Here is a 13456-nt window from a genome sequence, read left to right as displayed (position 1 = left end):
ATAAATTTTAATATCCTTTGACTAAAAGGTTTACCTCTATTCTTATCGAATTATATTAATATCTTATAACGCGAGGTGAACATCTTGTTCAGTAATATAGAATTAGTTTTAGATGCTAAAGCAAGTTTAGCTGAAGGACCATGTTGGAATGGAAAAAAGCAACTTTTATATTGGGTTGATATTATGGAGAGAAAATTATGCATATATAATCCTACCGCTAATACGAACCGAGTAATTGTTCTCAATCAACAAATTGGCTGTGTTGTTCCATATTTAGAGGATGTACTACTCTTAGCTATGGAAAACGGCTTTTATTCTATTAATGTAAATACAGAAAAACTGACACATATTTTTGACCCTGAACCACATTTAATAGAAAATCGTTTCAATGATGGAAAATGTGATCCAGCTGGTCGTTTCTGGGCAGGTTCTACAGATACATACGGTATGAATGCTGCAGGTTCCTTGTATTGTTTACATCATAATTTAAGTGTAGAGAAAAAAGTTTCACATGTAAATACATCAAATGGAATTGCTTGGTCACCTGATCATACATACTTTTACTTTATAGATACACCTACTAAAAAAGTGGTTCGCTATCAATATAATATACGTACTGGAGACATTCATAATCCAAGTGATGTAATCAATTTCTCTGAAAATGATGGTCTACCTGATGGTATGACAATTGACGAAGAAGGTTGTTTATGGATTGCACATTGGGGAGGTTCAAAAATAACTAGATGGAATCCCTCTACTGGAGAACAAATATTAAGCATTCCAATTCCCGCGTTATATGTAACATCATGTACATTTGGTGGGCCTAATTTAACAGATTTATATGTTACAACAGCCAGAACAAGAATGAGTGATAACGAATTAAAAGAGTATCCACATGCTGGTGGTATTTTTCGAATTCAAACAAATGTTAAAGGCTGTCCCACCTATTCATTTTGCAATAAAAATATTGGAGCTGAAACAATGTGAACCGTATCGATTACATAAGACAAGAAGAAAAGAAATATCACGACCTTTGCTATGAACAATATAAACTGTTTGAAGCTGGCTCTTGGCTTTTCAAACCAGTTAAAACGGTTATGGACTTGATGAACCACTTTGACGGACAAAACAACTTGCAAGTACTTGACCTTGGCTCTGGCGTTGGGAGAAATAGCATTCCAATTGCAAAAAAAATAAAAAATACTAGCGGCACCGTTACATGTGTTGATTTACTTAATTCCGCTTTAACAAAGCTACAAATTTATAGCAAAGAACATGATGTATTCGAGGTTATAAAAACAGAAGAAGCAGCAATTGAAAACTATCATATTGACTCTAACGCTTATGATTATATCGTTGCAGTATCAAGTTTAGAACATGTCAGATCAGAAGAAGATTTTAAAAATGTACTCCACTCTATGAAAAGAGGTACAAAAAACGGCGGTATTAATTGTTTAATTATTAACTCTAACATACAAGAAATTGATTCAATAACGAATGAGGAATTAGAAGCTTTAATTGAAATTAATCTTTCAACCGAAGAAATGATAAGTACTTTAAAAAGCATTTATAAAGAATGGAAAGAACTAAAAGTTGAAATAAAAGAATTAGCTTATGATATTGTTCGAAATGAAAGACACATTCAATTAAAAACAAATGCTATATCGTTTGTAGTTCAGAAATAATCGTATAATAAAGATATGATTATTTCTCTCAGATTTATTTTTATTGCACGAAATTTGCAACTATAAATATTTATGAAACAAAAAATAAAAGAGCACTTGTTTCCGCAAGTGCTCTTTTGGGGATTTTGAGATACCCTATTAAAGAAAGTTAAGGTTACTTAAAGTTAATAGGTACTTCTATTATATGCTTGTCCTTTTTATTTGTGCATAATCAATATATAAACATCTTTAATCATTCTTAATAACTTTTAATTATAGTTCTCTCTTACATTTTATCGTAAAAAAATTGATTGAAGGTTTATTTACCACGTTCTTATTTGGTTCATCAATTTCCGAAACTTGTACTAATCTATATTGATTAAAATCTTTTTTTATAGATTCAGAATCATAAAAGAACATTTTTACACCTTCCATTATCTCATAATAATCTTTATCCAACTGTTTTCCTTTTCCGTACATGGGAGCTTTTTTAGAAACAGTTGTAAAAACCATATATCCGCCTGGTTTTAACTGATTGTAACAATCTTCAATAAATTTCTCTCTTTCCTGTTCATTCAACAAATGAAGAAGTGCATGACTAAATATCCCATCATACAGTTTATTATCAAAAGGCATTTCGTTTACCGAACCGTGATACATACTAATATCTTCTAATCCGTTTTGTTTCGCTAAATCAATAGCTGTTTTTGAAATTTCAATTCCAGTTACATTTATACCATTATTAATAAACACCTTTGCGTTTCTGCCATATCCAATACCCGGAACTAATATGTCCTTAACGTTCTTTTCTAGAAAAAAATCCTTTGTCAAAATTGCTGATTCTGTAGGTTCAAATCCCCACATCGTTTTTTTCTCAGCAAAGCTTGATTCCCAAAATTCCATTATGTTTCTATCTCCTTATTTTCAATCCATTTTAGTATTAAATTAAAGGCAAGTTTTTTGTGTTGTTGTTATATAGTGTTGTTGCTATATAGTTTTTTCTTCTATTCATACCACTTACCTTATTCATCTTGGCTCCATTGAATATAGCATAATAATAAGCATATATCTAATATAAAGATTGGTGTAAAAGCCGCTCTCTTTATTAACCCTTTATCATTCTAAATGAATTCTAATTAAACTTTTTTATGAAAATCAAAACTTACATATACTGAAAATAGATCTATTTAGCTCAATCTTTTTTCAATAAGGATTTGATGATCTATCTTCTATTTTCAAAAAAATAAAAAGCACCCGAATGGATGCGTATAGATTAAACTTATTCATTATTACTTTTTCCACTTTCATCATCAACTGATTTGGAGTCTAACATGCTGCCTATATCCGGCGGTAAAGTTAACTCTATACCAGCTACTGGTTGATTATCTTCATTAAACCATTGTTTCTTAAATTTAATCAATTCTTCATTTTTCTTATTTTCATCCATATTATCCCCCCTTTTATGTATGATATTAAACACTTTACTTAATATGTACATTGAGAAAGATAATATACTATTTGTACATAATGAAAGAGCAAAAACCATTCTCTGTTTACCCAAGCCATTGTACCTATTAAAAAAATCCCCGTACATGTTACTCCGCGCTCTGTTATCATATTAGTGTCGAAACATAAGTGGCCAATGCGATAAGTATCTGGTCATTTTGTTTATTATTCAAATGAAGAAATTGTTTATCAAAATAAACCTTCAGTAAAGGAATTTTTTGCAGAAAAACAATTTAAGGAGATAAAAGAGTATATAGGTTTATCTGTAGAACAGTACCGTATCGCTAATATTGGTTTACATCCAGCTATCGCTCAGTACAATGGGTTCTATACACTTGACACATACAACAATTTTTATCCTCTATCTTACAAATATGAATTCCGAAAAATAAAACGATTCGTACGTATTTTGACGAATGGGGTGTCCGTTGTTATATTTTCACCGATGAACTTGGAAAACACTATATGTTTAAGAAAAATTCGAAAAAACGTTTAAAAAATGTAGAGCTAAATATAGATCATTTCAAAAAAATGGGTTGTCGTTACATATTTTCTGCTGTCCCTATTGAAAATGCAGTGAAAAACAATTTATCCATCGAGAAAATATTTATATCAAAGACATCCGCTTGGAAAATTTATTTATATAAAGCAATATAGATAAGTACATTAGATTACATCTCTCGATATAAATTTATAAAAAACCAAACCAATATTTAACTACAATATTAGTTTGGTTTTTACTATTTTGTATGAAATTGAACTACTCACCACATTCCCAACTACCCTTAAACACTTTTTAACTTTTTTAATAACTATATCCTCTTTGCCACTGTCCTTGAAAACCTTGGCCTTGTGGGAGCAAAAACTGAACAGGTGCACCTGAAAGTTGAGAACCTGAAACTTGCGTAACCCCAACTACTGCATTACCACCAATTCCAGAAGGAAACACTATTGTAACCATTTCTTGACCGGTTTGAGTAAAAGTAACTCTATGAATAAAAACACGTGTACCAGCCTGAAGAGTTTGCCCATTAGGTAATGTAACAGGTTGTGGAATAGTAAATAATTGACCCACTAAATTTTGAAATTGTTGTTGACGAAAATCCTCTACATAACCATATTCAGAAGTATTTTGATAATACATAGCCACCCAACCTCTCTTTATTTAAATTTACATGTTATATTTACCTATATATTCGGTAGGCTTTTTCTATGTCTAGACAAATCACCTAAATTTAATATAAAAAATTTTTGATACACTTCAAAAATAAGTATTTTTATAAGAAGTTATTAATATTATTAACTAATTGAAATTATTAATTTCTAACACATATATATCCTATTCTATTTAACCTAACATTCAATCGACCAATAACCTCTAAATTTTCATTTTCACAATCGATCCCTTTCTTTTTCTTATTCACCGTAATCATTTGTTTATCCCTTGAAGTTCTTTCATAAAAGCTTTCTATGTTACTCCAACCTTTCCTTTGTATTAACTCTAAATTATATTGTCCTCATTGTATAGTTGTTATAAAAAAATTCAAAAGTTATTGCTATCGGATTCAAAAGGATACTCACCTTTCTTCAAGGTATTGCAATATTTACGCTCAGTGCTTGTAGCAATCCCTAAGTTTTTAGCCACCTCAGCAAATTTTGTCCTCGTCCTATTGTAAGCTGTTCTTCAGTTATTATATAGTTTATCCCTTCCAAAAAAAGTAAAATATTTTACAATTTTCAAGAAGAGTCTATAAATATCTTTTGAAACTCCTATTAAAAATTTGTCATAAAAAAGATTTAATTTTGTTTATAGGAAACAAAATTAAATCTTAATCTAGATAAGAAATACATCTCAAAGCTCTAATATGATTACTAACCATGAAGTCATTTAATTAATCGAAAATTCAATAAATTACTATTAAATACATCATAAAATTACCAATCATTATCTGTTTTTTTACCTTCTTCAAAGGAAATAGACTCTTTACTTACAAATTTTAATGAATCAATTTTTAAATCTAATGAATAGATACTTAAAACCCAAGGTAAGTCTTCCATATAATATTTAACAACTACCATTCTCCAATTATTATTGCACTACAAAAAAAGCTACTATTTTTCGACTCACAACAACCCTCCTTATTTGCATTATTCTTTTTTAAATTGAAAATTTAGACGTTCAGCTTGTTTGATTTCCTCCATTACTTTACGAATTCCTTCTTCAATCCTATCTTCCTTTACATTCGATACGTTCAACTTTAATAGTCTTTGTTTCGGAAAACCTCTCACATAATTCTTATCAATCGTATCAATACTGATTTGCATTTCACTTAGTCTTTGTATCAACATGTCCGAAATACTTGTTTTATGTACTTCTAAACAAGTATGGATTCCAATTGTATTTTGCTTTTTATGTGTGAATAAATGCGGGTTTTCACTATACATTCTTTCTAATACTTCTGCTAGTTTTTTAGATCTATCATTATAGGAAGATTTAATTTTGTTTTTATGACGTTCAAACATACCACTCTTTATATAAATTTCTAAAGCCGCTTGAGAAATCATCGGACTATCAATATCTAGTATTTTTTTGTATGTATAGAAAGCATTTGCAATGGATGGTGGGATGACCGCAACTCCAACCCGTAAACCTGGAAAAATAATCTTCGAATAACTTTTCAAATATATGACATGACTACAATTATCCAAGCTATATAACGGATCTGCTTTTGAATCAGTTTCTAAATCTGCTAAATAATCATCTTCCACTATAAATACATTGTATTTCTTAGCCAATAGTGTGATTTTTTCTTTCTCATCTTTAGAATAAGAAGTTCCAAGCGGATGATGATATCTCGGTATCGTATAGAAGAATTTTATTTTTCCAGTTTGAAATATTTGCTCCAATTCATTCAAATCGATACCTTCATTCGTACGTTTAATACCGATTACAGGAACTTTATTTATTTCTAGATAATCAATATATAGATGATATGTTGGTTGTTCAATTAATACCGTTTCATTTCCATTCGGAAATGGTATAGAAGTTAATATTGCAAGTGCCTGCTGCACACCTGACGTTATAAAAATATTGTCTTCTTTCGTGAACACTTGATAATTTGCCAACTGTTTTTGAATGACTGGAATTAAAGATGGTAACCCTTTCGGTGTTCCGTATACAAATAAATCATTTTTATACGTATCAATAGCCTTATTAATACAATGTTGAAAATCTAAATACGGAAAAACATCTGGATCTGGTGCTGAGGAGGCAAAATCAATTATCTCGTTATTTTCTATAGTACTCTCTGATTTTTTAACAACGTAGTATCCACTTTGAGGGACAGAATATATAATGTGACGCTTTTCTAATTCATGAAGAGCACGTATAACTGTTGCCTTATTACATTCGTATTGCGTAACGAGTGACCGTATAGACGGTAATTTCTTTCCTTCTCTTATTTCTCCATTTTGAATCATATTTTCTATGTCATTTAAAATATGTAAATACTTATACATCTTACACCTCCTTCAGTAATTCTATATTTAATTATATCGATTTTTCATTCATATAGCATTCATTCCTCAATTAGTTAATTTTCCGATCATCTATATCGTAAATCCCAATAGCATATGAATCATTTTCAATCCATTTCTTTACTGCTTCTGTTTTAAGTACCCCTTCAACTTCTTTTTCTATTTTCTGTCCAAGTTCTCTCGCCCCTACTTCATCATCGCTAATCTTAGTTTTTATATCAATGGTAACAGGTTGATTCTTTTTATAATTTATTTGCTGAATACCAAACCCTTCATATCCATTTTTTCTGAATACGTCATCAAATATATGTCCAAAAACTTGATTCCATCTACTCTCTGCCTTTACAACTTCTCTATTTCTTTGAGTTATATTGATTTTATAAGACGTTACACCTTGTATCACCAATCTTTTATTAATATCATTTTTTATTTCGTTACTATCTTCGCTATCAGCAATCTCTAAATCTAATATTCTTTCTTTTTCATCTCTTATAGCAGCACTAAAAAAAGATTCCTCCTTTACCGCAGCTGTAGCAATATCTATCACTATAGACTCTTCACTTTTAGCATCTTCAATGTCATTCTCACAGGCACATAATAAAGCAAGTGGAAATAAAAATACAAGTAACTTCTTTTCCTTTCTCATGCAGCACCCCTCCATATATTTTCATTTACGATAAACTTTTTACTTTGACATATAAATACCTTCTTTAATTATTAAATTTAACATTATTTCACATTTACCCCACTTAACAAGGGAATTACAATTAATAAATAGAATATCTCTATGAATAAATAAAAAGTGAGGGATATATAATGCAACGTGTAAATACGATTGATATTAGTAATGTACTACAATTGGAAAAAACTCTTTCGACTTTATTAAATAAAATGATTTCTTCAAAACTAGACCTTGAAAATTGGTTAAAAGAGCAGTCAAAAGTAATTTGGGACATCGAAGAACAATTAAGATCACATTACATCGCCTTTCAATGTAATACGGATGATGAAGAAATAAAGGATACTTTTGAACATGATCAACAATTTGTAAAGCCACTTTTAAAGCGGTACCAAAATTTATTGGATAATAAATATTTAGAGTCACCTTTTCGAATGGAATTAGATTCTAACGTATATGGTTTATTAGATACAAAAATAAAAAATGCTCAAAAGTTATTTTGTGAGGAAAATATCGAATTAGAAATAAAGGAAGACAAATTAGTCACAGAGTACTTTGAAATCACTGGAGGATTAAGTGGAATTTGGGACGGAGAAGAAAAAACGATAACAGAATTACAATCCTATTTACAAGATTCGAATCGTGACACCCGTAAAAAGGCAAAAACCATTATTTCTGAACAATTTTTATCTGTTGAAAAAGAACTCCAAAACATATTAAATCAATTAATTGAAATTCGCCATCAAAAAGCAAAAAATATTCAACTAGAGAATTATCGCGATTATATGTTCAAAAAATACGAGCGTTTTGATTATTCAGCGAAAGATTGCTATGAACTAGCTGAATCCATACGTAAGTATGTTGTGCCTCTTAAAGATAAAATATTGCTTGAGAAAAAAGATAAACTGCAATTGGATACGCTTTGCCCGTGGGATGTATCAGCTGTAACTCCAGATCAAAAAGTACTTAAACCTATTGCAAATGAAAATGATTTAATTGAAAAGAGCACTCATATCTTTAATAAACTAGATGTTGAATTTTCAGCACTTTTAAACCGAATGTATAAACACAATTGTCTTGATTTAACAAGCCGCAAAGGAAAAGCAGCTGGTGGCTTTTGTGAGTACTTACCAGCTTCACAATTATCTTATATTTTTATGAACTTAAATTATACACAAGATGATATTGTCACTTTTATACATGAAATGGGTCATAGTATTCATAACGAACTCATAAAACCATTAAAATTACGACAGTATATAGAAATTCCAGCTGAAACAGCTGAGCTAGCCAGTATGACAATGGAGTTATTCTCGCTTAATTATTGGGATACCTTCTATACAGACAAAAAAGATTTAAAACAAGCAAAAATTAACTTCTTTAAAGATGTTATTTCATATTTACCTATTATGCTTATTGTCGATCAATTTCAACACTGGCTGTATGAAAATCCAAGTCATACTTCTGAAGAAAGAAATGAAAAATACTTACAACTTCAAAAACATTATCAGTCTAGCGTCATACATATTGATGGCTACGAAAACTGGATAGCAACGAGTTGGCTACCTGTACTCCATATTTTTGAAGTACCATTTTATTATATTGAATATGCGATCGCCCAACTTGGTGCATTACAAATGTATAAACAATATAAAGAGGATCCTAAGCAAGCGCTAGAAAATTATAAAAAGGCATTATCACTAGGAAGCTCGCAATCTATAAAAGAAGTGTATGATGCAGCCGGTATTCGTTTTGATTTTTCTGGTGAAACAATTAAAGAACTAATGCTATTTGTAGAAAAAGAATTAGAATTACTTGAGCAATTATAAGAAGAAAGCTGCACCTATATTTTTGGTGTAGCTTTCTTCTTTATTTTATTAATCAGTTCTATGTACTGAGTATCTCCATATCCGATTGTAGGAAAAAGATGAAACAACTTCGTTAATAATTCTTGAGTTGATAAATCTTTATTTTTAGAAATGAATTTCATTACTGCATTATCTTCTGTTAACATTTCTAAAAATAAGTCTATAGCCTGATACATTACAGGTGGTACCTTATGGGAGGTCTTTTTATGGTTTACTAATACTTCATTGTATATAGAAGAATACTTCCCCAATTCAAGTTCAATTTGATTTACTTTAAATTCATCCTCTCTAAAGCTATTTAAGTATACCTTCCCTTCATAAACAGACTGTTCAAGGTGAGAAAGTATGGTAAGTAGGTTCATTTGACAAAACATATCTTCACCAAACCATAAAACAATACATTTATAATTTTTCGTAAAAAGTTTTTCTAACGGATCTATAACCTTTTTTGTATAACTTTCTACGGAACTGTTATGTCCTTCCGCTCTTGTTTTAATAAAATCCTCATCAAAAACTTGTGTAGTAGCAGGGTTCACACACATTGCCTCATTAAATGGTGCATAATCAGAATCACCCATTAGCTTTTCGTTTTTAAATTCTTCATACATAACTTGACCATTTAATATGTTAAGTACCTCTTTATCAAATAGCTCACTCTTCCTATCTCGTAACTGTTCAAACTCTATTTTTCTAGAAATATTCATTTTAAACGCCCCTTCTTTATTTAAATTTAGTTTAACAAATGATTGAATAGGCATTTTGTTAAGTTGATATTCTCTTGGATTCATTCCAAAAACATTTTTACATATTCGATTTAGCCGTTCCTATTTATAGTGCGATAGAATATTCATTTGCTGGAAATGGGAATATCGTTGACTATGAGTATTCTATTACAAAAGCACTATTTGAAGGCTACCAAGAGGAAAATGAACTACCAAAAGAGATGATAGACAAGTTTCCATTATTTATTAAATTAAAGGAGATTTTTGAATATAGCTTTTTCATTATTTCCCCTGCGTTTATAACGCTTCTTTAATGATGTTTATAATGTTTTGTTTCGTTTGACTTAAATAATTGTTATTTTTAGTAGAAATTAATATACCAATCAGGATTTTAGAATTAAAGTCCTTAATCTTAAAAGATAGTATTTCTTCATTCAAAATTGTACCTTTCGGGATAATTCCTATCGCATTTTCAAAAAGCATTTCTGGAATGAGGTTTAAAGCACTACAATTGTAAATTCTTTCAAAAGATAAATTGTTTTCCGCCAAGAAAGAACTTACAGATTGATAGGAATAACAATTACTTTCTCCTACAATAACTGGATAATCTATAATATCAAATGCTTCAACGGATTCTTTTTGTAACAAAGGATGCTTGGGATTATTCACTACAAATTCAATCTGTTCATCACATATTGGGATAAATTTTACATTTGATTTATTTTCATTATTTCCGCACACCGCAAAATCAATCTTATTATGTTCTATCATTTCTGATAAAAGTGCTGTATTTCCCACTACAAAATCACAATGTATATATGGTTTTTCAGCATTTAAAAACTTTAATATTATCGGTATTAACCTTTTAGCAACGGATTCTAATAGGCCTATTCTCAAACTTCCTTTCTCTTCATTACTAATACGTTGTGCTTGAGTTATAGAATATTCCCAATGTGTTAATAAGTTTTCTACTTCCTCTGCAAAAAGTTTTCCTTCTTCTGTTAATCTTGCATCCCATCCTCTTTCAAATAACAGAAAACCAATTTCATTTTCCAGCTTTTTTATATGTGTTGTTACTGTTGATTGTGCATAGTTTAATTTTTTAGCAGCTTGTGAAAACGTACCTTCTTCAATAATTTTTTTAAATGTAAGTAACTCTTTTATTTCCATTTCATACACCAACTTCATCGATTTTATTGATAATCAGTTAATATATTTTCAATTATACAAATGGAAATATTAGAAGTAAAATGAAATAAAAAGGAAAGGAGTCATCTACTATGCCATTTGTCACTGTTTATCATCCTGAAAAATTATCCGATAATAAGTTATTAAAAGATGTAAGCAATCAAATTCACCATTCGTTAATTGAACATTTCAATATTCCTGAAAATGATTATTTTCAAATGTTTTTACCTTATCCTTCTCATCAATTTTTTTATAATTCATCTTATCTTTTAAAAGGTTCGTTAAAACGATCCAATAATATGATTTATATTTCTATTACATGTGGACCTGGAAGAACAATTAATCAAAAAAAAGATTTATATAAAGCTATAGCCACTAGTACGGCTAATATTTTACAAATCTCTACTGCTGATGTTTTCATTACACTACACGAGACACCTATGGAGAATTGGTCATTTGGTCAAGGAATAGCTCAAATGTTAAATCAACATAATAACTAGATTTTAATTTTCCTTAAAACAAAATAAACTTACCGCTTTCTATAACTATATAGAAAGCGGTAAGTTTATTTTACTAGGAATACCGGAATGAAACTCTGGTGTATACACAATAGAAAATGTATATCCCTGCTCAATAAATGATACTTCATTATGTTTACATTCAAAGGGAATATTATTTTTCTTAAAGTTATTTTGGATGCGCCGTAAAAATGCTGGATCCGGTGTTCCGAAAGAAACGTATACTTTCGGTGATAGAGCTTTCATCGCGATTGGAATCCAAGGTCGCTGCCACCAAGTCGCGACGATATATGCAGTGCCACCAACTACAAAGTTAAAAATATCCCCATCTTCCATCGTTTTCATATTTAGATTTGATTTTAACCATTCCGTAAAAACAGGTACACTTTTAACAGGAAGACCAATTTCCCTTACGTATAAAATGTTTAAAGGTGAGTGTGGTACTAATACATCCTCTTTAACATAACTATGCGCAATAATTTCGAGTAGATTTCCATCTCCGTCTTTAAAGTATAAATTGAATAGACCATTCTCTTCACCAATTACATTTCCATTTTGCCATTTTACAATGAGTAATCCAGAGTCCTTTAACCATTTTGCTGTTTCATGGAATTTTGAATATGGGATTTCAAAAGCAAAATGCGCAGGTGCGATTGGTTCATACACTTCTTGAAAACTAATTGTTGTATAAGGTGTTACTTCAAATTGAATGAAGGATGCTGTTTCTTTTTTTATTGGAAAAGATAATATGTCCTTATAAACTTGTTTTACCCCTTCTATGGAAACCGTTTGTAGTTTTATATCTGATATATGTGTAATCACTTTACATTCCCCCTCATTTCTTATTATCTATTCGTATTGTATTACACTTATAAATAGATAAAATCAAACGGAAGGATGGGTTTTTCATATAGAAACTACAACTTTAGTATGAATATGTTAGCTCCAATTATTTTTTATTTCCGCTATAACAATTTCTGGTTTATCCCAGTGCAACATGTGTGTAGTATCAGGAATTACTTTTACTATACTGTCCGTTTTCTCTTTAAAAACATTTGCTGTCTTATCTCTATAATCCGCCCAAACTTGTGGGACTGTAGCTCGAAGTAATACAATATTAGCCGGTAGCTTCTCATATATATCTATTGTTTCATCTTTATGCATACCTCTTATTATATTACTAGCTGTATTTCCCCTGGCATGCCACCATACTTTATTATCCATTTCGATCCCTAGATCCTTTACAGCAACTTCTAACAATGAAGACCACCTAGTATAAGCTGCTTTTTCACTTTTGAAAAATTCGTCCCAATTATTAAAAACGTATTCATCAAAGTCCTTTTCATAATAAGCAATTTCTTCTTCCAACGTTTCTTCTTTAAGCCTTTTTGTTTGATATCCACCATCAATAAGAATACTTCCTTGTACTTTTTCTGGATGATTTAACAAATAAAATAACGCTACAAAACTTCCCCATGAATGTGATAGAAAATAGAAGTATTCGATTCTCAATTCATTTATTATTTCATTTAACCAATTTGCTAAATTGTGCATCTCATAATCTTCTGTTCTTTCAAATGGGGGTGTTTTACCATGTCCAGGTGCATCAACGGAGATAAATCTATACTCTTCTTTTAATTCCTCAGCAATTTCTATAAAACTTAAACTCGTACTACCTAATCCATGTAAACAAAAGATAACGGGCTTCTCATTATTCCCCCATTCAGTAATATGTACATTTATTTTTTCATTGCTAATATAGTAACGTTTCAAA

At 30.2% G+C, this 13456-nt stretch carries 14 protein-coding genes and 2 pseudogenes; 6 read left to right on the top strand and 10 right to left on the bottom strand.

Annotated features, from left to right (window positions below; translation table 11 throughout):
- Positions 1-84: 84 nt before the first annotated feature.
- Both MR136_RS22370 and MR136_RS22365 read left to right on the top strand, forming a co-directional pair.
- Positions 85-987, top strand: coding sequence for an SMP-30/gluconolactonase/LRE family protein (locus tag MR136_RS22370; RefSeq protein WP_000492433.1), 903 nt, complete (start codon positions 85-87; stop codon positions 985-987).
- The gene (locus MR136_RS22365) at positions 984-1685 is read left to right on the top strand and encodes a class I SAM-dependent methyltransferase (RefSeq protein WP_001079454.1); all 702 of its coding nucleotides are present in this window, start codon (positions 984-986) and stop codon (positions 1683-1685) included. Before MR136_RS22370 ends, MR136_RS22365 begins: the two co-directional genes overlap by 4 nt.
- A 252-nt stretch (positions 1686-1937) precedes the next feature.
- Here MR136_RS22365 and MR136_RS22360 read toward each other — a convergent pair whose 3' ends face one another.
- Both MR136_RS22360 and MR136_RS22355 read right to left on the bottom strand, forming a co-directional pair.
- Complete coding sequence (locus MR136_RS22360; protein WP_078421458.1) at positions 1938-2567, bottom strand: class I SAM-dependent methyltransferase; 630 nt, start codon at positions 2565-2567, stop codon at positions 1938-1940.
- Positions 2568-2943: 376 nt separating this feature from the next.
- Positions 2944-3111 carry a hypothetical protein gene (locus MR136_RS22355; RefSeq protein WP_000344134.1) on the bottom strand — a complete coding sequence of 56 codons (168 nt, stop codon included), beginning with the start codon at positions 3109-3111 and terminating at the stop codon, positions 2944-2946.
- Positions 3112-3336: 225 nt separating this feature from the next.
- Here MR136_RS22355 and MR136_RS22350 point away from each other — a divergent pair.
- Positions 3337-3827, top strand: a pseudogene (locus MR136_RS22350) (DUF6044 family protein); the annotation flags it as partial.
- A 148-nt stretch (positions 3828-3975) separates the two neighbouring features.
- Here the strand turns inward: MR136_RS22350 and MR136_RS22345 are convergent.
- The 4 genes from MR136_RS22345 to MR136_RS22330 all read right to left on the bottom strand — a co-directional run bounded on the left by MR136_RS22345 (position 3976) and on the right by MR136_RS22330 (position 7353).
- Positions 3976-4314 carry a hypothetical protein gene (locus MR136_RS22345; RefSeq protein ID WP_002178112.1) on the bottom strand — a complete coding sequence of 113 codons (339 nt, stop codon included), beginning with the start codon at positions 4312-4314 and terminating at the stop codon, positions 3976-3978.
- Between the two features lie 791 nt (positions 4315-5105).
- Positions 5106-5249, bottom strand: coding sequence for a hypothetical protein (locus MR136_RS22340; protein ID WP_242259606.1), 144 nt, complete (start codon positions 5247-5249; stop codon positions 5106-5108).
- Positions 5250-5318: 69 nt separating this feature from the next.
- Positions 5319-6689 carry an aminotransferase-like domain-containing protein gene (locus MR136_RS22335; RefSeq protein ID WP_078421460.1) on the bottom strand — a complete coding sequence of 457 codons (1371 nt, stop codon included), beginning with the start codon at positions 6687-6689 and terminating at the stop codon, positions 5319-5321.
- A gap of 70 nt (positions 6690-6759) precedes the next feature.
- Positions 6760-7353, bottom strand: a complete 594-nt coding sequence (locus MR136_RS22330; protein WP_098584555.1) for a DUF4030 domain-containing protein — start codon at positions 7351-7353, stop codon at positions 6760-6762.
- A gap of 170 nt (positions 7354-7523) precedes the next feature.
- Here MR136_RS22330 and MR136_RS22325 point away from each other — a divergent pair, with 170 nt between their 5' ends.
- A complete protein-coding gene (locus MR136_RS22325) occupies positions 7524-9215 on the top strand; it encodes a M3 family oligoendopeptidase (RefSeq protein ID WP_242259605.1) in 1692 nt (563 codons plus the stop codon).
- Between the two features lie 14 nt (positions 9216-9229).
- Here the strand turns inward: MR136_RS22325 and MR136_RS22320 are convergent, their stop codons facing one another.
- Entirely contained in the window at positions 9230-10042 is an 813-nt protein-coding gene (locus MR136_RS22320; protein WP_001069556.1) for a hypothetical protein, read from the bottom strand.
- Here MR136_RS22320 and MR136_RS22315 point away from each other — a divergent pair.
- Positions 10042-10251: pseudogene (locus tag MR136_RS22315) on the top strand (aminoglycoside phosphotransferase); the annotation flags it as partial. The gene MR136_RS22320 and the pseudogene MR136_RS22315 sit on opposite strands and share 1 nt — an antisense overlap.
- Before the next feature lie 22 nt (positions 10252-10273).
- On the opposite strand, the gene MR136_RS22310 reads toward MR136_RS22315, so the two are convergent.
- The gene (locus tag MR136_RS22310; protein ID WP_242259604.1) at positions 10274-11146 is read right to left on the bottom strand and encodes a LysR family transcriptional regulator; all 873 of its coding nucleotides are present in this window, start codon (positions 11144-11146) and stop codon (positions 10274-10276) included.
- A 110-nt stretch (positions 11147-11256) separates the two neighbouring features.
- Between MR136_RS22310 and MR136_RS22305 the strand changes: the two genes are divergently transcribed.
- Positions 11257-11664 carry a tautomerase family protein gene (locus MR136_RS22305; protein WP_242259603.1) on the top strand — a complete coding sequence of 136 codons (408 nt, stop codon included), beginning with the start codon at positions 11257-11259 and terminating at the stop codon, positions 11662-11664.
- A gap of 45 nt (positions 11665-11709) precedes the next feature.
- Here the strand turns inward: MR136_RS22305 and MR136_RS22300 are convergent, their stop codons facing one another.
- Together MR136_RS22300 and MR136_RS22295 are read right to left on the bottom strand one after the other, a co-directional pair.
- Positions 11710-12504 carry a VOC family protein gene (locus MR136_RS22300; protein WP_000627925.1) on the bottom strand — a complete coding sequence of 265 codons (795 nt, stop codon included), beginning with the start codon at positions 12502-12504 and terminating at the stop codon, positions 11710-11712.
- A 117-nt stretch (positions 12505-12621) separates the two neighbouring features.
- Entirely contained in the window at positions 12622-13455 is an 834-nt protein-coding gene (locus tag MR136_RS22295) for an alpha/beta fold hydrolase (RefSeq protein ID WP_000833454.1), read from the bottom strand.
- Position 13456 lies beyond the last annotated feature (1 nt).

The sequence above is a fragment of the Bacillus cereus group sp. BfR-BA-01311 genome (assembly GCF_022664295.1).
Classification (GTDB): Bacteria; Bacillota; Bacilli; order Bacillales; family Bacillaceae_G; genus Bacillus_A; species Bacillus_A cereus.
Note: the sequence above shows the minus strand (reverse complement) of the source record. Positions and strands in the feature narration are given on the sequence as shown.

Excerpts from the sequence above, each read along its gene's own strand:
- MR136_RS22360 (WP_078421458.1), bottom strand. The coding sequence starts at position 2,567 with ATGGAATTTTGGGAATCAAGCTTTGCTGAGAAAAAAACGATGTGGGGA.
- MR136_RS22355 (WP_000344134.1), bottom strand. The coding sequence starts at position 3,111 with ATGGATGAAAATAAGAAAAATGAAGAATTGATTAAATTTAAGAAACAA.
- MR136_RS22345 (WP_002178112.1), bottom strand. The coding sequence starts at position 4,314 with ATGTATTATCAAAATACTTCTGAATATGGTTATGTAGAGGATTTTCGT.
- MR136_RS22340 (WP_242259606.1), bottom strand. The coding sequence starts at position 5,249 with ATGGTAGTTGTTAAATATTATATGGAAGACTTACCTTGGGTTTTAAGT.
- MR136_RS22335 (WP_078421460.1), bottom strand. The coding sequence starts at position 6,689 with ATGTATAAGTATTTACATATTTTAAATGACATAGAAAATATGATTCAA.
- MR136_RS22330 (WP_098584555.1), bottom strand. The coding sequence starts at position 7,353 with ATGAGAAAGGAAAAGAAGTTACTTGTATTTTTATTTCCACTTGCTTTA.
- MR136_RS22325 (WP_242259605.1), top strand. The coding sequence starts at position 7,524 with ATGCAACGTGTAAATACGATTGATATTAGTAATGTACTACAATTGGAA.
- MR136_RS22320 (WP_001069556.1), bottom strand. The coding sequence starts at position 10,042 with ATGAATCCAAGAGAATATCAACTTAACAAAATGCCTATTCAATCATTT.
- MR136_RS22310 (WP_242259604.1), bottom strand. The coding sequence starts at position 11,146 with ATGGAAATAAAAGAGTTACTTACATTTAAAAAAATTATTGAAGAAGGT.
- MR136_RS22305 (WP_242259603.1), top strand. The coding sequence starts at position 11,257 with ATGCCATTTGTCACTGTTTATCATCCTGAAAAATTATCCGATAATAAG.